At 58.6% G+C, this 24,836-nt stretch carries 25 protein-coding genes and 1 other annotated feature; of the genes, 11 read left to right on the forward strand and 14 right to left on the reverse strand.

Going from position 1 to position 24,836, the window contains the following annotated elements; all coding sequences use genetic code 11:
• Positions 1–10: 10 nt before the first annotated feature.
• Together S7A_RS14170 and S7A_RS14175 are read left to right on the forward strand one after the other, a co-directional pair.
• Positions 11–925, forward strand: a complete 915-nt coding sequence (locus S7A_RS14170) for an SPFH domain-containing protein (RefSeq protein ID WP_009091604.1) — start codon at positions 11–13, stop codon at positions 923–925.
• The gene (locus S7A_RS14175; protein ID WP_009091607.1) at positions 925–1,371 is read left to right on the forward strand and encodes an NfeD family protein; all 447 of its coding nucleotides are present in this window, start codon (positions 925–927) and stop codon (positions 1,369–1,371) included. The genes S7A_RS14170 and S7A_RS14175 overlap by 1 nt, the downstream gene beginning before the upstream one ends.
• Here S7A_RS14175 and cueR read toward each other — a convergent pair.
• On the reverse strand, positions 1,359–1,763 hold the full coding sequence (gene cueR / locus S7A_RS14180; RefSeq protein ID WP_009091609.1) for a Cu(I)-responsive transcriptional regulator: 405 nt from the start codon (positions 1,761–1,763) through the stop codon (positions 1,359–1,361). The genes S7A_RS14175 and cueR overlap by 13 nt on opposite strands.
• A 97-nt stretch (positions 1,764–1,860) precedes the next feature.
• On the opposite strand from cueR, the gene copA reads away from it, so the two are divergent.
• The 3 genes from copA to ybaK all read left to right on the forward strand — a co-directional run bounded on the left by copA (position 1,861) and on the right by ybaK (position 5,904).
• Positions 1,861–4,374, forward strand: coding sequence for a copper-exporting P-type ATPase CopA (gene copA, locus S7A_RS14185; protein WP_009091611.1), 2,514 nt, complete (start codon positions 1,861–1,863; stop codon positions 4,372–4,374).
• Positions 4,375–4,445: 71 nt separating this feature from the next.
• Positions 4,446–5,249: a TraB/GumN family protein gene (locus S7A_RS14190; RefSeq protein WP_009091613.1), complete on the forward strand. Its 804-nt coding sequence runs from the start codon at positions 4,446–4,448 to the stop codon at positions 5,247–5,249.
• Positions 5,250–5,424: 175 nt separating this feature from the next.
• Positions 5,425–5,904, forward strand: a complete 480-nt coding sequence (ybaK, locus tag S7A_RS14195; protein ID WP_009091615.1) for a Cys-tRNA(Pro)/Cys-tRNA(Cys) deacylase YbaK — start codon at positions 5,425–5,427, stop codon at positions 5,902–5,904.
• On the opposite strand, the gene S7A_RS14200 is transcribed toward ybaK, so the two are convergent.
• Positions 5,901–6,770 (reverse strand): LysR family transcriptional regulator, encoded by an 870-nt coding sequence (locus S7A_RS14200; RefSeq protein WP_009091617.1) that lies wholly within the window; start codon positions 6,768–6,770, stop codon positions 5,901–5,903. The two genes, ybaK and S7A_RS14200, sit on opposite strands and share 4 nt — an antisense overlap.
• 89 nt (positions 6,771–6,859) lie before the next feature.
• On the opposite strand from S7A_RS14200, the gene S7A_RS14205 reads away from it, so the two are divergent.
• Complete coding sequence (locus S7A_RS14205) at positions 6,860–7,291, forward strand: multidrug/biocide efflux PACE transporter (RefSeq protein WP_009091619.1); 432 nt, start codon at positions 6,860–6,862, stop codon at positions 7,289–7,291.
• Between the two features lie 34 nt (positions 7,292–7,325).
• Here the strand turns inward: S7A_RS14205 and ushA are convergent, their stop codons facing one another.
• On the reverse strand, positions 7,326–9,098 hold the full coding sequence (gene ushA, locus S7A_RS14210; RefSeq protein WP_009091621.1) for a bifunctional UDP-sugar hydrolase/5'-nucleotidase UshA: 1,773 nt from the start codon (positions 9,096–9,098) through the stop codon (positions 7,326–7,328).
• A 504-nt stretch (positions 9,099–9,602) separates the two neighbouring features.
• On the opposite strand from ushA, the gene ybaL reads away from it, so the two are divergent.
• Complete coding sequence (gene ybaL, locus S7A_RS14215; protein WP_009091623.1) at positions 9,603–11,297, forward strand: YbaL family putative K(+) efflux transporter; 1,695 nt, start codon at positions 9,603–9,605, stop codon at positions 11,295–11,297.
• 62 nt (positions 11,298–11,359) lie between these two features.
• Here the strand turns inward: ybaL and S7A_RS14220 are convergent, their stop codons facing one another.
• From S7A_RS14220 to S7A_RS14235, 4 genes are all read right to left on the reverse strand, one after another.
• A complete protein-coding gene (locus tag S7A_RS14220) occupies positions 11,360–12,661 on the reverse strand; it encodes an inosine/guanosine kinase (RefSeq protein WP_009091626.1) in 1,302 nt (433 codons plus the stop codon).
• Positions 12,662–12,718: 57 nt separating this feature from the next.
• On the reverse strand, positions 12,719–13,678 hold the full coding sequence (gene hemH, locus S7A_RS14225; RefSeq protein ID WP_009091628.1) for a ferrochelatase: 960 nt from the start codon (positions 13,676–13,678) through the stop codon (positions 12,719–12,721).
• Between the two features lie 112 nt (positions 13,679–13,790).
• Positions 13,791–14,435 (reverse strand): adenylate kinase, encoded by a 645-nt coding sequence (gene adk / locus S7A_RS14230; protein ID WP_009091630.1) that lies wholly within the window; start codon positions 14,433–14,435, stop codon positions 13,791–13,793.
• A 113-nt stretch (positions 14,436–14,548) separates the two neighbouring features.
• The gene (locus S7A_RS14235; protein ID WP_009091632.1) at positions 14,549–15,424 is read right to left on the reverse strand and encodes a DUF6024 family protein; all 876 of its coding nucleotides are present in this window, start codon (positions 15,422–15,424) and stop codon (positions 14,549–14,551) included.
• A gap of 187 nt (positions 15,425–15,611) precedes the next feature.
• Here S7A_RS14235 and S7A_RS14240 point away from each other — a divergent pair, with 187 nt between their 5' ends.
• Positions 15,612–16,481 carry a LysR substrate-binding domain-containing protein gene (locus tag S7A_RS14240; RefSeq protein WP_009091634.1) on the forward strand — a complete coding sequence of 290 codons (870 nt, stop codon included), beginning with the start codon at positions 15,612–15,614 and terminating at the stop codon, positions 16,479–16,481.
• A gap of 291 nt (positions 16,482–16,772) precedes the next feature.
• Here S7A_RS14240 and htpG read toward each other — a convergent pair whose 3' ends face one another.
• The 6 genes from htpG to S7A_RS14270 form a co-directional block, all read right to left on the reverse strand.
• The gene (gene htpG / locus S7A_RS14245; protein ID WP_033736390.1) at positions 16,773–18,647 is read right to left on the reverse strand and encodes a molecular chaperone HtpG; all 1,875 of its coding nucleotides are present in this window, start codon (positions 18,645–18,647) and stop codon (positions 16,773–16,775) included.
• 97 nt (positions 18,648–18,744) lie between these two features.
• A complete protein-coding gene (recR, locus tag S7A_RS14250) occupies positions 18,745–19,350 on the reverse strand; it encodes a recombination mediator RecR (protein WP_009091639.1) in 606 nt (201 codons plus the stop codon).
• On the reverse strand, positions 19,350–19,682 hold the full coding sequence (locus S7A_RS14255; protein WP_009091641.1) for a YbaB/EbfC family nucleoid-associated protein: 333 nt from the start codon (positions 19,680–19,682) through the stop codon (positions 19,350–19,352). Before S7A_RS14255 ends, recR begins: the two co-directional genes overlap by 1 nt.
• Before the next feature lie 55 nt (positions 19,683–19,737).
• A complete protein-coding gene (gene dnaX, locus S7A_RS14260) occupies positions 19,738–21,813 on the reverse strand; it encodes a DNA polymerase III subunit gamma/tau (RefSeq protein WP_009091643.1) in 2,076 nt (691 codons plus the stop codon).
• Positions 20,335–20,396: a sequence feature (DnaX frameshifting element), on the reverse strand. (Overlaps the previous gene by 62 nt.)
• Positions 21,814–21,970: 157 nt before the next feature.
• Positions 21,971–22,522, reverse strand: coding sequence for an adenine phosphoribosyltransferase (apt, locus tag S7A_RS14265; RefSeq protein WP_009091646.1), 552 nt, complete (start codon positions 22,520–22,522; stop codon positions 21,971–21,973).
• 144 nt (positions 22,523–22,666) lie between these two features.
• Entirely contained in the window at positions 22,667–23,056 is a 390-nt protein-coding gene (locus S7A_RS14270; protein WP_009091649.1) for a DUF454 family protein, read from the reverse strand.
• 57 nt (positions 23,057–23,113) lie between these two features.
• On the opposite strand from S7A_RS14270, the gene priC reads away from it, so the two are divergent.
• The 3 genes from priC to rsmS are packed head-to-tail and all read left to right on the forward strand — an operon-like array spanning position 23,114 to position 24,111.
• On the forward strand, positions 23,114–23,647 hold the full coding sequence (gene priC, locus S7A_RS14275; protein ID WP_033736392.1) for a primosomal replication protein PriC: 534 nt from the start codon (positions 23,114–23,116) through the stop codon (positions 23,645–23,647).
• A 57-nt stretch (positions 23,648–23,704) separates the two neighbouring features.
• Positions 23,705–23,950, forward strand: coding sequence for a membrane protein (locus S7A_RS14280; RefSeq protein ID WP_009091654.1), 246 nt, complete (start codon positions 23,705–23,707; stop codon positions 23,948–23,950).
• Positions 23,951–23,958: 8 nt separating this feature from the next.
• Positions 23,959–24,111 carry a pleiotropic regulatory protein RsmS gene (gene rsmS / locus S7A_RS20925; protein ID WP_009091656.1) on the forward strand — a complete coding sequence of 51 codons (153 nt, stop codon included), beginning with the start codon at positions 23,959–23,961 and terminating at the stop codon, positions 24,109–24,111.
• Here rsmS and acrR read toward each other — a convergent pair.
• A complete protein-coding gene (gene acrR, locus S7A_RS14285; protein WP_009091658.1) occupies positions 24,108–24,746 on the reverse strand; it encodes a multidrug efflux transporter transcriptional repressor AcrR in 639 nt (212 codons plus the stop codon). The two genes, rsmS and acrR, sit on opposite strands and share 4 nt — an antisense overlap.
• Positions 24,747–24,836 lie beyond the last annotated feature (90 nt).

Here is a 24,836-nt window from a genome sequence, read left to right on the forward strand (position 1 = left end):
CGGAGGTTGTATGATAACAGTAATTCCTGCCCTGATTGTGCTGGCACTGGTGGCTGTCTGGGCGACAGTCAAGGTCGTGCCACAAGGTTTTCAATGGACGGTTGAACGTTTTGGCCGTTATACCCGCACCCTGCAACCCGGACTGAGCCTGGTGGTGCCGTTCATGGATCGTGTCGGTCGCAGGATCAACATGATGGAACAGGTGCTGGATATCCCCTCCCAGGAGATCATCTCCAAAGACAATGCTAACGTCACCATCGATGCGGTCTGCTTTATTCAGGTCGTTGACCCGGCGCGCGCCGCCTATGAGGTCAGCAATCTTGAGCAGGCGATTCTGAATCTCACCATGACTAACATGCGCACCGTGCTGGGCAGCATGGAGCTGGATGAAATGCTCTCTCAGCGCGACAGCATTAACACCCGCCTGCTGCACATTGTGGATGAAGCGACCAATCCGTGGGGCGTCAAGATTACCCGTATAGAGATCCGCGATGTCCGTCCACCGCAGGAGCTGGTTGGCGCGATGAATGCGCAGATGAAAGCGGAGCGCACCAAACGCGCTGATATTCTGACCGCCGAAGGGGTGCGTCAGGCGGCTATCCTGCGGGCTGAAGGGGATAAGCAGTCGCAAATCCTCAAAGCCGAAGGGGAACGGACCTCGGCCTTCCTGCAGGCTGAAGCGCGTGAGCGTCAGGCGGAAGCGGAAGCCAACGCCACGAAAATGGTCTCTGAAGCGATCGCCGCGGGCGACATTCAGGCCATCAACTATTTCGTCGCGCAGAAGTATACCGATGCACTGCAGAAAATCGGCGAAGGCAATAACAGCAAAGTGGTGATGATGCCGCTGGATGCCAGCAGCCTGCTCGGTTCGATTGCGGGCATCGGCGAACTGCTGAAAGAAACCCGCACTGAGTCGAAACGCTGATGCTGGTCGATATCATTGCGCATCCGCACTGGTTCTGGCTGACGCTGGGAGGATTACTGCTGGCGGCGGAGATGCTGGGCACCAGCGGTTATCTGCTCTGGATCGGGCTGGCGGCGGTGCTGGTCGGTGTCTTTGAATGGTTTGTTCCGCTCAGCTGGACGGCACAGGGGGCAACGTTTGCTGTGCTGACGCTGGTCTGCGTCTTCTTATGGTATCGCTGGATGCGGCACCGCGAAGCGCATCAGGCTCCGAATGCGCTGAATCAGCGGGGGCGTCAGATGATCGGATCGACGCTGACGCTGGATACCGCCTTGCAGAATCGTACCGGACACGTGCGCATCGGAGACAGCAGCTGGCGGGTGCAGGCCGATCGGGATCTGCCGGCGGGCACCCCGGTGATCGTGGTCGGCATTGAAGGCATTACGCTGCGTATTCAGCCACGCTGAGCGCAGCACCCGGCCAGATTGTTGATAATCGGGCATTCGGCGCTCTCATCGCCCGGACAGGCATCTGCCAGTGCCAGCAGACGAGCTCGCATCGCGTGCAGCTCTTCAATGTGCGCGGCTATTTCTTCGGCTTTCTGCAGGGTTCGGGCTTTAACATCGGCACTGTGGCGCGAGGGATTATTAAACAGCGCCACCAGCTCACGGCACTCATCCAGCGTAAAGCCCACCTGCCGCGCCTGACGTAACAGGTTCAGCTCATCAAGGTGGTGTCCGCTGTAGCTGCGGTAACCATTTTCACTGCGCACTGGCGGCGTGACCACCCCCTTCTCTTCGTAAAAACGGATCGCCTTGCTGGTCAGCCCGGTCTTTTTCGCCACATCGCTGATGTTCATTTTCGTCCCCTTGACCTTCCCCTTGATGGAAGGTTTATGCTTAAGCATGAATCGAAACTGGCTTAACGGTCAAATATGTTCACCTGAGGAGCTGATTATGTCACATACCCTTTCTCTGGCCCTGGACGGCCTGTCCTGTGGACACTGCGTCAAACGCGTGAAAGAGGCACTGGAACAGCGCGACGACGTCGACCACGTAGAGGTCACGCTGCAGGAAGCCCAGGTTTCCGGTCATGCGGAGGCCGCTGCGCTGATCGCCACCGTGGAGCAGGCAGGCTATCACGCGACGCTGAAACCGGCGGACACCTTCCCAAAGTCTGAACCGTTGACAGCATCGGAGCCGCCGCCGGAGGCGCTGACAACGGATAATGCCTCGCATCCGGCAGAAAAAACCGCTCCCACTCATGTGCTGCTGATCGACGGGATGAGCTGCGCCAGCTGTGTCAGCCGGGTAGAAAAAGCACTGCAGCAGGTTGCCGGCGTCACTCAGGCGCGGGTTAATCTCGGTGAACGCAGCGCGCTGGTGCTGGGTGATGCTGATCCGCAGTCGCTGGTGGCCGCTGTCGATGCCGCAGGCTATGGCGCGCAGGTGGTTGATGACGAACAGGAGCGGCGCGAAAAGCAGCAGCAGAGCGCCCGCAGCGCGATGCGCCGCTTTAGCTGGCAGGCGGCTGTCGCGCTGGCCTTTGGCGTGCCCCTGATGATCTGGGGCATGGTGGGCGACAACATGATGCTCACCGACAGCAACCACCGCCTCTGGCTGACGCTGGGCTGCCTGACCCTGCTGATCATGGTGCTTACCGGCAGCCATTTTTACCGCAGTGCCTGGCTCAGTCTGCGCAACGGCAGTGCCACCATGGATACGCTGGTGGCACTCGGCACCAGTGCGGCCTGGATCTACTCTTTCAGTGTGGTGCTCTGGCCGGGCTTCTTCCCGCCGCAGGCCCGCCATCTCTATTTTGAAGCCAGCGTCATGATTCTGGGCCTGATCAACCTGGGCCATGCCCTGGAGCAGCGCGCACGTCAGCGCTCGTCAGAAGCGCTGGAGCGCCTGCTCGATCTGACCCCGGCTCAGGCGCGCCAGGTCGGCGAACAGGGTGACCAGCTGATACCGGTCAGCGCGGTGCAGCCCGGCATGCGGCTGCGTCTGGTCACGGGCGACCGGGTGCCGGTCGATGGCGACATCGCCAGCGGTGAAGGCTGGTTTGATGAGGCGATGCTGACCGGCGAAGCGGTGCCACAAAGTAAAAGCCCGGGTGCGGCGATTTTTGCCGGTACCCTGGTGCAGGATGGATCGGTGGAATTCGTTGCGAAAGCCACCGGCGAGCAGACGACCCTGTCGCGCATTATCCGGCTGGTGCGGCAGGCACAGAGCAGCAAACCCGACGTGGGCCGGCTGGCCGATCGCATCTCTGCCATCTTTGTGCCGGTGGTGGTGGTGATTGCGCTTCTCAGCGCAGCCGTGTGGTATCTGTTCGGGCCACAGCCGCAGATTGCCTACACGCTGGTGATTGCGACGACGGTGCTGATTATCGCCTGCCCCTGTGCACTGGGACTGGCGACGCCGATGTCGATCATTGCCGGTGTGGGTCGCGCCGCTGAGCTGGGCGTGCTGGTTCGCGACGCCGATGCGCTGCAACGCGCCAGCCAGATCGACACCCTGGTATTTGATAAAACCGGCACCCTGACCGCGGGTACGCCGCAGGTCAGCGATGTTCAGGCCTGGGGCACAGCCAGCCGGGAATCGGTGATCGCAGCGGCCGCCGCGCTGGAGTCTGCCTCCGGGCATCCGCTGGCCAAAGCGATTGTGGCTGAAGCGAAACTGACACAGCCTCCTGCCGTTGCGCAATTTCGTACAATACGCGGCAAAGGTGTCAGCGGCATACTGGATGGCAGAACGCTGCTGCTGGGTAATGCGGCACTGATGCAGGAGAACGGCGTCGATTGCCGGATAGCGGAAGCAGAGATTGTGCGCCTGACGCAGCAGGGCGCCACCCCTGTGTTGCTGGCTGAACAGGGTGAGCTGGTCGGATTAATCGCGCTGCGTGACAGGCTGCGACCGGAAAGCCGGGCCGCCCTCCAGCGCCTGCATCAGCAGGGTTATCGTCTGATGATGCTGACCGGGGACCACGAAACGACCGCGCGCGCCATTGCTGCCGAAGCGGGCATTGACGAGGTCATTGCAGGCGTTCTGCCGGAAGGCAAAGCGGCAGCGATTACCCAGTTACAGCAGCAGGGGCATCGCGTGGCGATGGTCGGAGACGGTATCAATGACGCGCCCGCGCTGGCGCAGGCCGACGTGGGTATTGCCATGGGCGGCGGCAGTGATGTGGCTGTCGAAACCGCAGGGATTACCCTGATGCGCGCTGACCTTAACAGCGTGGCGGATGCGCTAGCCCTCTCATCGGCGACACTGCGCAATATCCGGCAGAACCTCTTCGGAGCCTTTGTTTATAACAGCATCGGTATTCCGGTGGCGGCAGGCGTGCTCTATCCGCTGACCGGCACGCTGCTCAGTCCGATTGTGGCCGGTGCGGCGATGGCGCTCTCCTCGATTACGGTGGTCAGCAATGCCAATCGCCTGCTGCGTTACCGGCCACCGCGCCCGTGATCGTCGCTCCGGCGCTGTTTTTCCCTCGCTGAAGTCGCTAGCATGGGGTTTTACATCGCAAAGGACCGGGAATGACAGGCAACCTCTGGCGCTCACTGCGCGGCTTTATCGGCCAGCTTTTCCCCGCCAGTTACCGCTGGCCGGCAATGGATGTCCGGCTTGGCGACCGTCAGCTGCATCTGGTTGGCAGCATCCACATGGGGACCCGCGACATGCAGCCGCTGCCCGCCCGCCTGTTGCGTCAGCTGCAGCAGGCTGATGCGCTGATTGTGGAAGCAGATATTACCCAGGGCGGCTCACCCTTTGATCACGCTGGCGATCGCCCTGCCCTCGCCTCCCGGCTCGATGACCAGGCGATGCAGAGGCTCAGCGCACTCTGTCAGGAGATGAGCCTGACACTGAGCCAGTTTGATCATCTGCCTGCGTGGCAGGTGGCGCTGATGTTACAGGCACAGCAGGCGCAGAGGCTGGGATTACGGCCAGATTACGGCATTGATTATCAGCTGTTGCAGGCCGCGAAAGGTCTGAACAAACCGGTGATTGAGCTGGAGGGCGCCGATGCGCAGATCGCCCTGTTGACCGCACTGCCCGATGACGGTATGGCCCTGTTACAGGATACGCTGCTGCACTGGCACACCAATGCCCGGCTGCTGCAGATGATGGTGAGCTGGTGGCTCGATACGCCACCCCGTCAGCCAGATATTACCCTGCCCTCCACGTTCAGCCAGACGCTGAACGATACCCTGATCGGTCAGCGTAATGCGCAGTGGTGTAAAAGCCTGCAGAGTCTGGCGGCGGGCAACTATGTGGTGGCGGTGGGGGCGCTGCACCTCTATGGCGAAGATAACCTGCCTGAGATGCTGAAGAGGCCCTGAAAAAAAAGAGAGCCGATAAGATTATCGGCTCGTCAAAGAGGAATTTGTTTATGATTTTGGTTATCGCTCAGCAACCGAATTGCTGGCGCGCGGCCAATTTTCACTCAAAGAACAAAATTCCGCCACCTTTTTCCATCATTAAGCGTAATAAGATTTTTCTGAGTAAGGAACCCGTATGACGCCCGCCGTAAAATTGCTGGAAAAACAGAAGGTCAGTTTTACCCTGCATCCCTATGAGCATGACAGCAACGAAACCCATTTTGGAGACGAAGCGGTGCGCAAGCTCAATCTGGATGCGCGCCAGGTCTATAAAACGCTGCTGGTCGCCCTTAACGGCGAGGCGAAGCAGCTGGCGGTGGCGATTACGCCGGTTTCGACGCAGCTGGATCTGAAGAAGGTGGCAAAGGCGCTGGGCGCAAAAAAAGCGGATATGGCCGACCCGCAACTGGCACAGCGGGTCACCGGCTATCTGGTGGGGGGGATCAGCCCGCTGGGACAGAAAAAACGGCTGCCTACCGTCATCGATCGCTCCGCCAGCGCGTTCAGCGCCATGTTTATCTCCGGCGGCAAACGGGGGCTGGATATCGAACTGGCACCCGGCGATCTTTCACGACTGCTGGATGCGCCGTTTGCGGATATTGCCCGCCACGATTAAACCCGTGGCTGAGCGCAGAGCTGGTCGATCATCCAGCGCCCCGCCGGACCGGGTGGCGTGCGGCGTGACCAGACCACCTCAACAGCGATATGCTGCGGCCAGCCCGGCAGCGACAGCTCTTTCAACACGCCATGCCCGAATTGTTTCACCAGCCAGCGCGGCAGAATCGTCCAGCCAAATCCCTGTTCCGCCATCTCCAGCAGTAACAGATAGGTGGGCGCAGACCAGATACGCCCCATCGGTTTTGGCTGGTGCGCTTCAACCCAGGTGTTAAGCCGCAGATGCCGGACCGGCTCCAGCTGGCTTTCGCTGAGGATCTCCGCCTGAGCCAGCGGGTGATCGCGATGTAAAAAGATGGCCATCTGTGCTTCAACCTGCAGTCGCGCCACCGCGATATCTACCGGCAGATTGGGTTGCGCCCGCACGACGCCCAGATGGACCCGTCCGGCCTGCAGCAGGTCCAGCACATCCTCATCTTCCGCAATCATGCACTCCAGTTCCAGCTCCGGGTAGCGGGCATCAAGCTGTTTCAGCAGCTGTTCATGATGATCGGTTTGCCAGAAATCGGACATGGCAAAACTGAGCCGGGGCTCAACCCCCTGCGACAGGCGTATTGCCAGCGCATCCAGCCGTTCACTGGCGGCCAGAATCTGCTGAACCTGAGGCAGCACGCGGTGCCCCTGTTCCGTCAGGATGGGCTGACGACCGGCACGGTCAAACAGCGCAAAACCGAGATCGTCTTCTAAACTGGCCACCGCTGCACTGATGGTGGACTGGCTTTTGCCCAGCGCGCGCGCAGCCGCAGAAAAAGAGCCGCTCGCCACCGTCTGCATAAAAGCCTCAAGGGATTCCGGGGAGTATCGCATTCGATCCATCGCTTTTTCCGATAGGTGTTCATTTTATCTTAGCACTCTGCGATGGGAAAATGCGCCGCATGATTGAAGGAGAAAAGACAATGCGTACCCGCTCACTTAAAGAACGTATTCTTCATGCCGTCTGTTTTGAGACGCTGGCGATTCTGACCGTTTCGCCGCTGGCGGCCTGGGTGATGAATAAACCGCTGTTTCAGATGGGATCGCTGGCGATTATGCTTTCAACCGCGGCGATGCTGTGGAACATGATCTACAACGCCGGGTTTGATCGGATCTATGCGCCGGGCGAGAAACGCGGGCCTGTCGTGCGTGCCGTTCATGCGCTGGGATTTGAAGGTGGCTTTATCCTGATCGGTCTGCCGATTGCCGCCCTGATGCTGGATATTACCCTGTGGCAGGCGTTTCTGGTGGAAGTGGCCTTTTTCCTCTTCTTCCTGCCGTTTACCCTCGCTTATAACTGGGGCTGGGACCAGCTGCGCGCCCGCTGGATCAGGCGTCGCCACTGTCGGGCATGACAAAATCGGGAGGCGCAGACGCCTCCCGGTGCGTTCAATGCGTGCGGGCTGTTTCGTTCCCCCACGGCCAGATCCACGCCAGAATCATTTTCGGGTAGTTACGCTTACGCGCTTTTTCGGCCGCCTCATCCCGCGCCCGGATCTGCTCATCGGTCAGATGTACGATCTGGCCTTTGGGCTTATAGTCACTGGCTTTAAGCGGCGAATGGGCGTGAATCCACTCACGCAGTACCTGCGCATCCACCGCTCCGCTGTTGCGATAGCCCGCGTGGTTATCCAGACGCGGATAACCGTCGCCGCCTGCCGCATTAAAGCTGTTGGTCGCCATACGATAGTGCTGCGTCTCCTGCAGCGGCTTGCCGTTGATCATGACGTCGCTGACCTGCTTTCCATCCGCGGTCAGGCTGATCCCGGCAAACTGGGCGTAGCCCCCCGTGTCCGGCTGAATATTGGCAACCACATCCAGATATTTTTTGATCTCCGCGCCGGTCAGGCTGACAGAGACCACCTGATTGCCAAACGGCTGAACCTGCAGCAGATCGCGCCAGCTGAGCTTGCCCGATTTCAGCGAGGTGCGAATGCCACCACCGCTCATCACGGCAAAATCCGCCTGCGTGTGCGCCATCTGGGCGCGCAGAATCAGCTGGCCGAGGTTGGTCTGCTCAAAGCGAACCTGCTCTTTTTCACCGCTGAACTCGCCGTCGGCGCTGCCGACATTGACGGTTAACTTCGCCTCCGCCCGCTTCTGGAACGGCATCAGCAGTTTCATCATCGCGCTGTTTTTAGGGATCTCCTCCTGCCAGGTGAGCCAGGTTTCGCTGCCATCGGCGTTTTTCACCCGGTGTTTAAGATTCACCGGCACCAGCTGATACGCCTCCAGCGTCACCTGACCGTTGCGGAAGGTAAAATCGCCGCGTCCGACATATCTGCCCCACTTGTCGGCCTGCATAATCCAGATGCCATTTTGCTTATCAGGCTGGCATGGCTGGCCAGGCTGATAATTTTTCACGCTGACGTTCTCTTTTTCCATACAGACGGCGTCATGCGAATGCCCGCCGACAATCAGATTGATTGTCCCGGCGGGCAGGCTGCGCGCCAGGGTGACATCGTCAATGCCGTTGCTGCCATGGTTGCCATCGTCATAGTGACCAAGATGGGTCAGCGCGATAATCACATCCGGCTTCTCTGTGGCGCGCAGTTCGGCTACCGCCTTCACGGCTTCAGCAATCGGATCGCGGAAGTCGGTATCTTTCAGTCCTTCAGGGTTAGCCAGCTTCGCCGTGTCAGGCGTGATCAGCCCGACAACCGCGATTTTCAGTCCAAGACGGTTAAAGACTGCCCAGGGTTTAAACATCCGCTGACCGGTGCTTTTCTGATAGACGTTGGCAGCCAGCAGCGGGAAGCGCGCCCACTTCTCCTGCTTGCGCAGCACCGCAATCGGCTTATCAAACTCATGATTGCCCAGCGCCATGGCGTCATAACCAATCAGGTTCATCGCCCGAAAATCAGGTTCTGCATCCAGCTCGTCAGACTCCGGCACCCCGGTGTTCACATCCCCGGCGGAGAGGATCAGTGCGCCGCCGCCTCTGGCCTGTACGTCATAGCGCATCGTGTCCATCAGCGTTTTCTGTGCCGCCAGACCATACTCGCCCTGGTCATTGAACCAGAAATGGCCATGCTCATCGTTTGTGTGCAGCACGCTGAAGCGATAGCTGCGATCGGCCTGGGCGGCCTGTGAAAACAGCGGAAACAGCGCCATCAGCAGCGCGACGCCCGCCCCTGTCCATTTTGAAATCACCACTGACATTCTCCTTAATTTTCCCCTGGCCCGAATTCCCGGCCGCATTGCCCCACTGTGTCGCACATTCTTCCGGCGAACTCAAGGCCAATGCGCATCACGCCAGCTGCACCGGTCCGCGCAATGCCGCCAGCAGAACCGGGGGCGGGCACCGTATCGCAGGCTCCCTGTCTGCCAGCGTCACCTCAACCGACAGTGCGCTCTATTGTTAACTGATTGTTTACTCCTGCAAAAAGAGGGGCTGACGGGTTTTAGCCGCTCTGAGAGGCCATTTACCGGCTATTTGCGTCAGACTGCCGACATTTACTCATGATAATTTTTATTTATCCTGCTCTGGCTGAACCGCAAATTCAGCCAGTATTGCTGATAATGAGCAGAAATGGCCTTCCGATTGTGTAATTGGCTTTTTTCCGGTTTTTTTACGCTATTCCCGCAAATTGCTCAGCGGAAGGTGTGATTTTACATTAAACTCGTTTGTTACAAGCGGATACATTTGCATACAAGGAGACAGGCATGCATCACACCACCCCGTTGATCACTACCATTGTCGGAGCGCTGGTTCTGGCATTTCTCCTTGGGATGCTGGCGAATCGCCTGCGTATCTCTCCGCTGGTCGGTTACCTGATGGCCGGCGTGCTGGCCGGCCCCTTTACCCCCGGTTTCGTTGCCGATACCAATCTGGCCCCTGAACTGGCTGAACTTGGCGTTATCCTGCTGATGTTCGGTGTCGGCCTGCACTTCTCAATGAAAGATCTCATGTCGGTAAAGTCGATCGCCATTCCCGGCGCCATCGCGCAGATCGCCGTCGCGACCTTACTGGGAATGGGATTGTCCTGGACGCTGGGCTGGTCATGGATGACCGGCCTGGTCTTTGGCCTCTGCCTCTCTACCGCCAGTACCGTGGTGTTGCTGCGCGCGTTAGAGGAGCGACAGCTGATCGATAGCCAGCGCGGGCAGATTGCGATTGGCTGGCTGATTGTTGAAGATCTGGTGATGGTGCTGACGCTGGTGCTGCTGCCTGCGATTGCCGGCATGATGGAACAGGGCAACGCCAGCGCCGGCCTGCTGGCCTGGGATCTGCTGTGGACCATCGGCAAAGTGGCGGCCTTTATGGTGCTGATGATGGTCGTGGGACGCCGGGCTGTGCCCTGGATCCTCGCCCGCAGTGCGGCGACCGGTTCACGTGAACTCTTTACCCTGGCCGTGTTAGCCCTGGCGCTGGGTATCGCGTTTGGCGCGGTTGAATTTTTCGATGTCTCGTTTGCGCTGGGTGCGTTCTTCGCCGGTATGGTGCTCAACGAGTCCGAACTGAGCCACCGCGCGGCACGCGATACCCTGCCGCTGCGCGATGCCTTTGCGGTGCTGTTCTTCGTCTCGGTGGGGATGCTGTTTGACCCTTCCATTCTGGTAACGCAGCCGCTGGCCGTGCTGGGTGCGCTGGTGATTATTGTGGTCGGCAAGTCAGTCGCCGCCTGGCTGCTGGTGTCATTGCTCGGCCATTCGCGTCGCACAGCGCTGACCATTTCGGTCAGTCTGGCGCAGATCGGTGAGTTCGCCTTTATCCTGGCGGGTCTGGGTATCTCACTCGGCCTGCTCAGCGATGAGGGGCGCAACCTGGTGCTGGCCGCCGCTATTCTGTCGATTATGCTCAACCCGATTCTGTTTACCCTGCTGGAGCGTTTTCTGGCGAAAACCGAAACCATGGAAGAGCAGACGCTGGAAGAGGCCATCGAAGAAGAGAAGCAGATTCCGGTCGATTTCTGCAATCACGCGGTGATTGTCGGTTATGGCCGGGTGGGCAGCCTGATTGGTCAGAAGCTGCTGGAGGCGAATGTGCCACTGGTGGTGGTTGAAAACTCCCGTCCGCGGGTCGAAGCGCTGCGCGAGCAGGGTATCAAAGCGGTGCTGGGCAACGCGGCCCGCGCTGAAACCATGGAACTGGCACGACTGGACTGCGCCCGCTGGCTGTTACTCACGATCCCGAATGGCTATGAGGCGGGTGAAGTGGTCACCGCCGCGCGTGAAAAACACCAGAACATTGAGATTATTGCCCGCGCCCACTACGACGATGAAGTGGAATACATCATGGAACGCGGTGCATCCCGCGTCGTGATGGGTGAGCGTGAGATCGCCAGCAGCATGCTGCAGATCCTGCAGGATGAGATGACGCAGGGAGAGGATTTACAGCCCTGTGATGTAGTGCGCTGATTGCTGTTCATAAAGGCCCTGCTGTTCAGAAGGGCCTTTTTTATATCCTGTCGCGACCCGCTTTACCGATCCCAGTAGGACTCTTCCAGGCTGTCCTCGCGTTCCGGCAGTCCGCGGGTTAAACGCGGCGAATGCTGGTTCAGCACCTGATAGCTGACACGGTTGGCGTACTTACACACCTGCGCCAGCGACGAGTAGGTCAGATAAGGACGCGCATGTTTACTGGAGTTGGGCACATTCAGACTGTGATAGGTGTTGGCGGTAATATCATGCAGTAACGCCGCCAGCGCCCCATCCCCCGCGCCATTGGTGTTCATGATCTTCTCCGGGCCGCCCATATAAGGCGCGATATGCGAGAAGACACGCAGCGGCTGCTGGCAATCCTGCTGGCGCATCACCCGGCTGAACTCATACTGATTGAACTCCGCAATCGCGCCAGGCAGCAGCGGGTGGTTGGTTTTGCGTTTGAACTCTTCCTCGGTGTACCCCGCCATATAGAGCCCGATTGGGCCAGCGGTACAGAGCACCAGATCCACCCACTCCAGCGCCATATCCGCGGCGAGCAGCGGATCGGACTCCCCGGTCAGCGCCAGCGCTTCCTCTTCATTCATCGCCACGATGCTGACATGGTCACGCAGGAAGTCACGCCAGAACTGAGGGTTGTCGCCAATCACATGTTTGGTGCCCAGCGTCAGCACCACCGGCACATGATGGCGTTTGGCATACTCAATCGCGCGCAGCGTCGCCTGCGGCATCGGCTCACCCTCGGCACAGCGCACCAGATAGGAGGTGAGAACCAGCGCCGAGGCCCCGGCAATTACGTCTTCCGGCACACTATCCGGATGAAGCTGATTCATCTGACCGGGGCTGATAGCAAAGGTGCGCTCGCCATGCTCGCCAATCAGCGTGAAGCAGCGACCGATCGCGCCATCCACCCCCTGAAGGAAGTTGAGATCTACCCGGCTTGAGGTGTTGCAGAGGTAGCGATAGGCGTAGCCGCCAATCTGGATGTTGTTACACATCACGCCCAGCAGGACCGAGCGATCATCGGCCAGCACCGAGAAGTTATGCAGCGTGTTACCGATGGTGCCACCGGCAAACTGATGGGTGATGAGCCCGTCACGCATCAGCTCGCTGTACAGCGCTTCCGCGACAGCATTGTCGATGACCAGTGAGTGCCCGGCACTCAGGCCGTATCGTGACAGAAAAGCGTCATCGACTTTTGCTTCGATATCCACCAGCGTCTGGTCGATACCCACCACCCAGCTGCCCGCATCAACGTCGGTCTGAGTCGGCTGTAACAGGGGATCGCGTGCGCTGACGGGAAAGTAGTGTTTAGATTTGCGTTTGCCGGGAAATTTCATCGGGAGTGCCGTCTGGAAAAACAGGCGGAGAATGATATCACACTCTCCGCCTCTGCTTTAACGACGTGCGTTGACCAGTTGCACCATCATGTCGATGTGCGCGTCATCGGCGTTCAGTGCGGGAATGTACTCAAACTTTTCGCCGCCGGCGTGCATGAAGATTTCGCAGTTTTCACCACTGATCTCCTCCAGCGTCTCCAGGCAGTCTGACGAGAAGCCCGGGCTCATCACCTGAACATGTTTAATCCCCTTCGCAGGCAGGCTTTCCATCGTTTTGTCGGTGTAAGGCATCAGCCAGGGCTCACGACCAAAACGTGACTGGAAGGTCATCATGTACTGATCCTCACGCAGGCCGAGCGCTTTCACCAGGGCCGCTGTGGTATCCGCGCAGCGCTGCGGATAGTCATCACCTTCGTTGGCAAAGCGCTGCGGAATGCCGTGGAAGGATAACACCAGCAGATCGGGCTGGCCGTGCCGCGCAAAGGATTGCTCGACAGAGGCTTTCAGCGCGGTGATATAGGCCGGATGCTCGGCGTAGTCGCGGATAAACTGCACCTCAGGCAATGAGCGATACGCTCTGAAGACGCTGGTCAGGCCATCCCACACCGCCGCCACGGTGGAGCAGGAGAATTGCGGATAGAGCGGCAGCACAATCAGGCGGGTCACGCCCTGCGCCATCAGCTTATCCACGGCGCTTTTCAGGCTGGGATTGCCGTAGCTCATACCGAGTTCAACCGGCATATCGACGCGGGCCGCCAGGGCGTCGCGCTGACGCTGGCTATAGACCAGCAACGGCGATCCCCCTTCCATCCAGACCGAAGCGTAAAGCTTCGATACGCGCGGTGAGCGAAACGGCAGAATGACGGCATTGAGAACCGGCCACCAGAGCCAGCGCGGCGCATCGACCACGCGAGGATCGCTTAAAAACTGTTTCAGATAACGTTTAACAGCAGGTGTGGTAGGGGCGTCTGGCGTACCTAAATTAACCAGTAACACGCCGGGCTTATCTTGCCTCATTGGAGTTCCTTGATAACAACGGGATGCGTGAAAACAGGGAAATTGTAGCGGAATTAGTGGGAGGTAAAAGCAATTACTGCAAAAGGGGCCGGTAATCCCGGCCCCGGTGAGCTTAGCCCAGAATCTTAGCCAGCTCAGCACTCACTTCGGACACCTTACGGGTGCCGTCGATTTTGTGATAGGCGGTGTTGCCCGCTTCCGCTTCTTTGCTGTAGTAAGCAATCAGCGGCGCGGTCATCTCATGGTATTCCACCAGACGCTTACGCACGGTCTCTTCCTGATCGTCTTTGCGCGTGGTGAGCTCTTCACCGGTCACATCATCTTTGCCTTCCACTTTCGGTGGATTGAAGGTGACGTGATAGACGCGGCCTGACGGCGCATGCACGCGACGACCTACGATACGTTCGACGATCAGTTCGTCCGGTACAGCGAACTCCAGCACGTGATCAACGGTGATCCCGGCTTCTTTCATTGCATCCGCCTGAGGAATGGTGCGCGGGAAACCGTCCAGCAGGAAACCGTTTTTGCAATCTTCCTGGGTGATACGCTCTTTAACCAGCGCAATCACCAGCTCATCGGTCACCAGTTTGCCAGCATCCATGATGGCTTTCGCCTGGTTGCCCAACTCGCTGCCTGCTTTCACTGCTGCACGCAACATGTCGCCAGTGGAGATTTGCGGAATGCCGTACTTCTCCATGATGAATTGGGCCTGAGTCCCCTTACCTGCGCCCGGAGCTCCGAGCAGAATAATACGCATTGCGTAAATCCCCTTGCGAATCGCATTGATCTATCTTGAAGGCGAAGAACATACCATTATGACCCGCTCATCACAAGGAAGGGCGCGGATCGCTCAGGGCTACTTTACTGGCTTTATGGCGCGAAACCAGACCCGGCTGGTCTGCCTGACGCTTTTTCAGATTTCATGCCGGTGCCGAGCAAATACTGCAGCCGGCGGCTCAGATAATGGGTCATATTCACGCTTTTTTTACCGCTGCCACGCACGTTGGCATTCAGCTGCAGCCGCGCCTGCTGCGGCCACTTCACCACGTCATCGGCGTCCGACAGCCTGGCGAACAGCGGTGCCGGGAGCGTAAAGCTGGCAAAGGGCAGACCGGGCTGATGGCTGGAGTTGAGCGACAGCGGCCCTGAAAGTGAAAGCGCATCGACGGTGGCGGCATTGTAAGGCCGCCACTGCGGATCGTTGAGGCGATGCAGCGCCTCGTCGATGGCGGGCAGCGTCAGCCCCTGTTCAAACAGACGCAGTTCACTGCGTACCAGGGTGCTGAAGTCGTGCGTTCTTAGCGCCACCAGCACCAGATCGCTGCAGATCTCCGCATGCCGATCCAGTCGGGTCACAAACAGACGGGCTTCGTCGATCAGTTTGTGATGCAGCACGCTGGCGAAGCTCTCGCTCGCTTCCGTCACGCCGTGGCGCTGGCACTCCCGCAGCGGGCGCACCCGGCCATCCGGTAAGTCGACGTGCGGCACCAGCGTGATGTTACCGGCTATCAGGGGGATCGCGGGCAGAACGCTGAGTTCGGTAACCGGATAGTGTGAGGCGTAGCGGGTCTGATTGCGCGTCTGCTCCTGGCGCAGAAACAGCTGAGAGAGCAGCACCTGAGCCACATGCAGTGAGGGGGTAAAGAAGAGGTCAAACTGCTCAAGTTTATAATAACGTGACAGCGCCAGGCGCAACCGATGACGCGCCTCTTCAGACGTTTCAGAGGATAAAGGGCCGTTTGCCATGGCAGTCTCGCTTGAATAATAGTGTGGCGTGAACGCAGGTGAAGCCAGGCGGAATAGCTGTGGAAAGTCACAGATATAAGGATGAGTCAACCCGCCAGAATTTGTCCTGTAGAGTAGGCCAATGCGGCTGGACTTTAAAATGATATAAATTGACAATCCCTGTTAGATTTTTGCACAGGGGATAAGGATGAACGGACTGCCGCCACTGAGAGCGCTGCACTATTTCCACCAGGCAGCCTTGCACAGCAGCTTCAGCGTGGCGGCTGAACATCTGCACGTCACGCACAGTGCTATCAGCCATCAGATTCGCCAGCTGGAGAGCTGGATGGGTAAACCGCTGTTTGTCCGCACTAATGGCCGCGTAAAGCTGACGGCACATGGCGACCGTCTGCTATTGAGCTGTCAGCAGGCATTCAGTGAATTACGCAGCAGCTGTGAAAATATCCGCACCGGTCTGCTTCAGCAGATTCGTATCTCCTGTGCCCCCAGTTTTTTATCGCAATGGCTGATCCCCCGCATCTCCAGCTTCTATCAGCGCTATCCGGAGATTGAGGTTCACTTTCAGCCGCTGGCTCAGGTTCCTCAACTGCGCAGCGAGCATGTGGATGTGCTGATCCTCAGCCATAGCGAGTCACCTGAACCCGATATTGACGCGATGCTGGTGAGCGAGGATGAGATCGGACCGCTCTGCGCCCCGCATTTCGCCTCACAGCTGCGGGTGGGCGAAGATTTATCGGCAATGCCGTTGCTGCATGCGGATACCCGTCTCCACGCCTGGTCAGAGTGGGCCTCAAAGGCAGGGGTCAGCGGCCGCTTCAGCAGCGGTAAGCACTTTGAGACGCTGACGCTGGCTATTCAGGCGGCACGCAGTGGTCTGGGCGTGCTGATGGCGCCGCGTCTGCTGGTTCGGCGGGAGCTGGAGGAGGGATCGCTGATCGCCCCACTCGGCTTTGTCCCGACCGATCGGGCAACATGGATGATGACGAAGCAGAGTCGCCGTGACGACAGCGAGATCACCCTGTTTCGGGACTGGCTGCGGGATGCCGCACAGCCATAAAAAAAGCCGGTGATGATCACCGGCTTGATGTTGTTGACTCTGCTCTGAACTGCCCTGCTCTACTCTGCTCGGCTGTCAGATCGAGCCCGCACAGGGAACACGGTCAGGCAGACGACACCAGAGCTAAAGCGATGGGAGCATACGCCAGGAGCAAAGCATAGCGGGCCATGGATGGCCCGCGCTGAGCCCGCCAGGGATGGCGGCGTTTGCGTCTTTGCGGAGGGCGTATGCTCCCTGAGCCAGCGCTGCACAATCCGCGTCAGGCCATTAAAATCGCCGCCCCGTTAACGTTTAAGCCGTCAGCAGCTGATTCATGCGACGGATAAACTGGTTTGGATCGTCCAGGGTGCCGCGCTCTGCCAGCAGTGCCTGATCCAGCAGCAGCTCAACCCACTCACCGAAGCGTGCTTCATCCTGAGTATCGGCAACCCGTTTCACCAGCGGGTGATCCGGGTTGATTTCGAACAGGTACTTCACTTCCGGTACCTCTTGTCCGGCCGCGGCAAACAGCTTCGCCATCTGCGTGGTCATCTCGTTGGCGTCGGTCGTAACAATGGCGGGTGTGTCAGTCAGACGGTGAGTCAGACGTACTTCTTTCACGCGTTCACCCAGCAGATTTTTCACCCGCTCAACAAACGGCTCCAGCGCTTTTTCCGCCTCTTTCTGCTCTTCAGTCTCTTCATCGGCCAGCTTGCTCAGCGACTCGTCCGCTTTGCTCACTGACTGGAAGGTTTTCCCGTCAAACTCGGTGAGATAGCTCATCATCCATTCGTCGATGCGATCGGAGAGCAGCAGCACCTCAATACCTTTTTTGCGGAACAGCTCCAGATGCGGGCTGCTCTTGGCAGCGGCATAGCTGTCAGCAGTGATGTAGTAAATCTTCTCCTGACCTTCCACCATGCGGCTGACGTAATCTTCCAGCGAAACGGTCTGTGCCGCGCCGTCGCTCTGGGTGGTCGCGAAACGCAGCAGCTTCGCGATCGCTTCCTGATTCGCGTGATCTTCTGCCGGGCCCTCTTTCAGCACCAGACCGAACTCTTTCCAGAAGGTCTGATACTTCTCACTGTCATCTTTCGCCAGTTTTTCCAGCATCTGCAGGGTACGTTTGGTCAGCGCACCGCGCAGGCTCTGCGTGACGCGGCTGTCCTGCAGGATCTCACGGGAGACGTTCAGCGGCAGATCGCTGGAGTCAATCAGGCCACGCACAAAGCGCAGGTAGTTCGGCATAAACTGCTCAGCGTCATCCATGATAAAGACGCGCTGTACATAGAGTTTCAGGCCATGCTTCTGATCGCGGTTCCACATATCGAACGGCGCACGCGCCGGAATGTAGAGCAGGCTGGTATATTCCTGCTTACCTTCCACCCGGTTGTGGCTCCACGCGACCGGATCGCTGAAGTCGTGGGCGATGTGCTTGTAGAACTCGTTGTACTCTTCATCGCTGATGTCAGATTTGTTGCGGGTCCACAGCGCCTGGGCTTTGTTGATCTTCTCCCAGTGCGTCGTGTCGCTCTCTTCATCTTTGCTTTCGATCTCAACCGGCAGCGCGATGTGATCGGAGTACTTGCTGATGATGTTACGAACCCGCCAGACATCCAGGAACTCATCTTCGCCTTCGCGCAGATGCAGGGTGATCTCGGTCCCGCGGTCGGCTTTCTCAATCTCCGCCAGGGTATATTCACCCTCGCCTGCTGACTCCCAGAAGACCCCTTCATCGGCTGAGGCGCCCGCGGCACGGGTGCGCACGGTCACTTTATCCGCCACGATAAAGGCGGAGTAGAAGCCCACGCCAAACTGACCGATCAGCTGGCTGTCTTTCGCCTGGTCAGAACCCAGGGATTCAAGGAAAGATTTGGTGCCTGATTTGGCGATAGTCCCGAGGTTCTCAATCACCTCATCACGACGCATACCGATACCGTTGTCGCTCAGCGTCAGGGTACGGTTGTCCTTATCAACAGAGAGACGAACGTGCAGCTCGCCATCACCTTCATACAGGCTGGAATCTGACAGGGCGCGGAAGCGCAGTTTGTCGGCCGCATCCGAGGCGTTGGAGATCAGCTCACGCAGGAAAATCTCTTTGTTTGAATAGAGAGAATGGATCATCAGGTGCAGAAGTTGTTTTACTTCCGACTGAAAGCCACGGGTCTCTTGTCCTTTCATGGTCATTGCTACCTCAACAAAACAGGTTGAACAAACGTTGAGGTTGATGTGGGGATGGCGGGGGGATTTTCAAGCCGGTGTCTGTCACAACACCGGCAAGTGATTAAAATTTAAACTTCTGGCGACCCGCCAGTGAATGGGAGAGCGTGGTGCCATCGACCATCTCCAGCTCACCGCCCACCGGCACGCCGTGCGCGATTCGGCTGGCGCTGACGCCATACTGGCCACAGAGCTCCGCGATATAGTTCGCGGTCGCCTCACCTTCCACCGTCGGGTTGGTGGCGAGGATCACTTCCTGCAGGGTTTCACTCCCCAGACGCTGCTCCAGACGATCCAGACCGATGTCGGCCGGACCGATCCCGTCGAGCGGCGAGAGATGGCCCATCAGGACAAAGTAGCGACCGCCAAACTGGCCGGTCTGCTCAATGGCGTGGATATCCGCCGGGCTTTCCACCACGCAAATCTGACCGTTCTGCTGACGCCGTGGGTTGGCGCAGATCGTGCAGATTTCCTGCTCGGTGAAGGTGCGGCAATCGGCACAGTGACCAATTTCCGACATCGCCCGGGTCAGCGCCTGTGCCAGCCGCATGCCCCCGCTGCGATCGCGCTGCAGCAGCTGAAACGCCATGCGCTGAGCCGACTTCGGCCCCACGCCGGGCAGACAGCGCAGCGACTCCATCAATGATTCAAGCAGTGGGCTGGTTTGCATCAGAATGGCATCTTAAAGCCTGGCGGCAGCTGCATGCCTGAAGAGACAGAAGCCATCTTCTCTTTCTGGGTTTCGTCAATGCGACGTGCGGCATCGTTGAACGCTGCGGCAACCAGATCTTCCAGCATGTCTTTATCATCTTCCAGCAGGCTGGGATCGATTTCCACGCGACGGCAGTTGTGCGCGCCGTTAATGGTGACTTTTACCAGGCCAGCACCGGACTCACCGGTCACTTCAAGCGCGGCGATCTCTTCCTGAACTTTGGCCATTTTGTCCTGCATCTGCTGGGCCTGTTTCATCAGGTTGCCCAATCCGCCTTTACCACCAAACATAGTTTTCTCTCTCAGCTAAGGCTACAACGCTATCGTGACGATAGCAGCAGCGTGTTCAAACAGGTCGGATACTCTCCTCATCCAGATCGGCATCGAAAAATCGCTGTAGCGTCTGGATGTGGGTATCACAGGTGATCGACTGACGCGCCTGCGCCAGTTTCTCTTCGTAAATGGCCTGACGCCACTCCAGTGGCGTCAACACCGATGAATTATCGTCTTCAACTACCGAGAGTTCAACTCTCTGCCCGGCGTGCTGACTCAGCGCCTCGCTTAACACCTGCTGCGCCGACGCTGAATTAAGATGCCGCTGGCTGCTGCGCAGATGCAGGCAGACGCCGCTTTCGGTCACCTCTTTCCACGCGTTTAAGGCCAGCTGCTGAACCAGCTTCGGCAGCGGCAGGAGAGCGATTTCTGCGGCCCAGGGATCGCGCTGCTGCGCCTCTTCCGCCAGACGCGCCGCCAGCTCAGGGGTTTTCTCATGCTCCAGCGCAGAACGCAAGGCCTTTGGCGTCGCCACCGGCTCCGCCACTTCCTCCGTCTGATTTACCGCCTTCCAGCGGTACGCTTCCTCTTTTAACGGCGCGGCAGGCTCGCGATCGCGGATCCGCTGCTGACTGCGCTCGGTAACGGAAGCCAGCCGCTCCAGCGCGGAGTTGGCCGGCCGCGCACCTGGCGCCGCCGGCTCACTCTTTTTTGGTTTGTTCGCTCCCTGACGCAGCAACTGAGTGCGCGCCTGCAGGAGCTGGCTGGTGGAACTCGACAGCGCGCTGTCCGGTGCGGCATCGGGCGGTGGCGAACGCGGTGGCTCCGCGTCGGGTGCCGCCATCTGTGGCTGCGCGGCAACCGGCTGCGGCGTTGCGGCTGGCTGCGGCTGTGGCTGCGGCTGTGCCGTCTGCGGCGGTGTCGCAGCGGCCGGTGACGGCGTGGCCGGTTGTCGGGCGGCTGGTGCCGCTGATGTCGATCCCGCAGCCGATCTTTGTGCCGGGGCCACTGGCGACATCTGCTCGGTTAATGCGGGACGCGCAATGGGTTCCGCCACGGCGGCTTTCGGATGAAACGCCAGTGCACGCAGCAGCGTCATCTCCACCCCCATGCGGCGGTCGGGCGCAATCGGCAGATCCTTGCGCCCCATCAGCAGGGTCTGATAGTAGAGCTGCAGATCGGCGGGCGGCACCACCCGGGCCAGTTCCCGCAAACGAAGCGCGCTGCTCTCGTCATCATCGTTGAGTGAGGCGGGCAGCAGTTGCACCATCGCAATCTGATGCAGCAGGCGCAGCATTTCTACCAGCAGCGCCTCCCACTCGACGCCGCGAGACGCCGCCTGACTCAGCAGGTTCATCACCTGCTGACCGTCACCCTCGACCAGCGCCTCCAGCAGCCCCAGCGGCTGCTCATCATCCAGCGTGCCAAGCATGACGCTGACCGTGCTGCTGGTCACCGCCCCCTGCCCCATGGCAATGGCCTGGTCAGTGAGGCTCAGCGCATCGCGCATACTGCCATCGGCAGCCCGTGCCAGGAGTTGCAGCGCACGGGTTTCACTCTCAATCTGTTCCTGCTTCAGGACATGCTCAAGCTGCTGACGGATTTGATCGACATCCAGCGCCTTGAGGTGAAACTGCAGACAGCGCGAAAGGATGGTCACCGGCAGTTTCTGCGGATCGGTCGTGGCCAGTAAAAACTTAACGTGTGAAGGCGGCTCTTCCAGCGTCTTTAACAGCGCATTGAAGCTGTGACGTGACAGCATGTGCACTTCATCGATCAGATAGACTTTGAAGCGGCCACGCGCCGGGGCGTACTGCACGTTGTCGAGCAGATCGCGGGTGTCTTCAACTTTGGTGCGTGATGCGGCGTCAATCTCGATCAGATCGACAAAGCGGCCCTGCTCGATTTCCCGGCAGTTGTCACACTGACCACAGGGGGTCGCGGTGATACCGGTTTCGCAGTTAAGGCCTTTGGCCAGCAGACGCGCAATGGTGGTTTTCCCGACGCCGCGGGTGCCGGAGAAGAGATAAGCATGATGGATGCGTCCCAGAGACAATCCATTCGCCAGCGCGGTCAGAACATGTTCCTGACCGACAACATCAGCAAAAGCCTGGGGACGCCATTTTCGCGCAAGTACCTGATAGCTCATGTGGATTCGACGAAGTTGGATGGAAAGATGAGCGCAGACGCTCTGCAACCCCTGTATAAGATTGCAGTAGTCTATCAGCTACGCTTTTGCCTGGCACTCGTTATCTTGACGCCAGGGGCGTGACGGCCTCGCGCGGGAGCAAGGCCGGAAGAGTGGCTTAGTGGCCGGGGAATTTAACCAGGCTGTAGCTCTCAACGCCCAGGGCAGTCAGACGCGATTCACCGGTCAGGTCGAACAGATTAATGATGAACGCCGCGTCTTTCACTTCACCGCCTGCACGACGAATCAGTTTCACTGTCGCTTCGATCGTGCCGCCGGTCGCCAGCAGGTCATCGACCACCAGCACCACGTCGCCAGGCTGAATGGCATCTTTGTGCAGTTCCAGCTGATCGGTGCCGTACTCCAGCTCATAGGCTTCGCTGTAGGTTTCACGAGGCAGTTTGCCCGGCTTACGCACCGGCACAAAACCGACGCCGAGGCCCAGCGCCACCGGTGCGCCAAACAGGAAACCGCGCGCTTCCGTGCCGACCACTTTGGTGATGCCTTTATTACGGTAACGCTCAACCAGCAGCGCAATCGACGCGGCATAGGCTTTGGGATCTTCCAGCAGGCTGGTGACATCGCGGAACAGGATGCCTGGCTTAGGATAATCGGGGATGCTTTTGATGCTGTTTTTAATGAATTCAAGCTGCTGCGCAGTGTCGGTCATGATGATACGCCTGGTAAAAAATTCTGTTTCGCGCAGCTTCAAAAGCGCTAATACCTGGTAAAAGGCTCAGCGGAAGTTAATTCACAAAGGGAAGCCACGCACGAAGACGCCCAAATCTAAGCAAATGACCGGCTAATTGCAACTTTATCCGGGTGGCGGCGGTGCGTCCGCTGTTTCTGCCACCACCGGAATCCGCCACATAAACAGCAGCAGTGCGGCCAGCATGATTAGCAGCATGACGCGAACCCAGACCTGGTGAACCAGAAACAGGGAGAGGCTAAAGGTCGCCACGATCAGACAGATGGCACGCACTTTGGCACCCGGCGGCATGGCGCGATGCTGCTGCCAGTGGCGCAGATAGCGGCCAAAAGGCGATTTCCACAGCAGCCAGTGATGAAAGCGCGGCGATGAGCGGGCGAAACACCAGGCTGCCAGCAGCATGAATGGCGTGGTAGGTAATAAAGGTAATACAATGCCCAGCGTTCCCAGCACAATGGCCAGCCAGCCGAGGGTTAATAACAGAATGCGTTGCATAAATGCCGCCCAGCTCTTTCTTCATCTGCTTACGTTAGCACAGTTGAGCGTGCCGCGATGAGGGCGATCGCTATTCAGCAGCGATTGCAGCAGCGATTGCAGCAGCTTATTCTCACCCTGCGTGAGACCCTGGCACGTCACCCGGACGGCGTCTGCCGCCTGCCACGTTTTGACAGCCAGCTGTTCCACACCAAAGGCACCCGGCTGGCGGATTATCTGCAGGAAGTGGAGCTGAATTTCGCCCGTCTGTGCGACAGCAGCCAGGATCTGTCTCGCAGCCGCTGGCTGGCGGAACGCCTGGTCGATCAGATTGCGGCTCTGCAACGTGAGGTGGGTACCCAGCAGTTGCGTCTGCGACGTGAACAGCCGGTGCAGGGACCCGCCCCGACAAAATATCAGGAGTACCGTGAATTTGAGCGGCGTCTGCTGGCGATGATCGATCAGTGTGAGCAGCGTCTGGCCCTGGCGGAAACCCTGATGATTCAGCAGCAGCTGAAGCAGGAGCTGGAAACGTTAGAGGGTCGGCTGGCTCGCTGCCGTCAGGCGATTCGCTCGGTGGAGTGGGCGGCCTCACTGCGCGGCAGCGAATAAAACGCAGCGCGACAAAAGCGCTTCTATACTGGGTGTGATTCTGCGCGGAGAAGAATAATGGGCTTATTCACCTGGCTGTTATGCGGGCTGCTACTGGGGTTGCTGAAACGTCTGCTGCTGCCGGGACGCCCTGGCGGGCTGGTGGCCACCCTGACACTGTCGATGATCGGCGCCCTGATTGGCGGCTATATTGCGACGTACTTTGAACTGGGTTCACTGGCCACGGTGCACTTCGGCGCGCTGGGGATGGCCATTGCAGGTGCGCTGCTGATGTTGATGGTCGTGGCCCGATTACGTATATAGGAGAAGCGATGTCACTGGAAAATGCTCCTGACGACGTCAAACTGGCCGTCGATCTGATTCAGCTGCTGGAAGAGCATCAACTGCCGGTGGAGACGGTGCTCTCAGCGCTGGCCATGGTGCAGCGCGACTTCGAGAACAAACGCGACCGTCAGCCCGATTAATGGCGGGCGGTCAGCGTCGGGCTGAGGCACAGCATATCGATAAAGGCATTTACCAGCGTCGGTGCGTCGGCGGCTAAATCAAAGCTCTCTGGCGCGAACAGCCAGCTTTCCATCATGCCGTTGACATACCCACGCAGAATAATGGCGGCCTGCCGCGTGCTGAGCGTGCCCGGAAGCTGTTCCGCTTCAATACACTGACGCAGGACATCTTCGATTTTGTCGTAGCACTCCAGCAACAGGCTCTGCTGCATACTCTTCATCGCCGACATTTCGCCAACAAATTCGCATTTGTGGAAAATGATCTCCATTAAGGCGCGGCGCTGAGGATCCTTTGCTGTCGCTTCAAAGATATAGACCAGCATTGCACGCAACACAGAGAGTGGATCACCAGGGTATTTTGTCTGATACTCAAGTTCCACATCATCCAGACCGGCATCACAACGAAGCCATATTTCATGTAAGAGATCGGCTTTATTTTTGAAGTGCCAGTAGATTGCCCCGCGCGTCACACTGGCAGCGGTTGCAATATCGGCCAGAGACGTGGCTGAGACGCCCTGCTGCGAAAACAGAACAAGGGCGGCATCAAGAATTTGATGCCGCGTTTCAAGTGCTTGCGCTTTGGTTTTTCGTGCCATAGGGGGCTTTTTTTACAAACGGGTAAGTTTACATACATTTGTGAATGTATGTACCATAGCACGACCTGCGACTTGACACAGCAATGGGTT

This window comes from Pantoea sp. Sc1 (assembly GCF_000255315.1).
Classification (GTDB): Bacteria; Pseudomonadota; Gammaproteobacteria; order Enterobacterales; family Enterobacteriaceae; genus Pantoea; species Pantoea anthophila.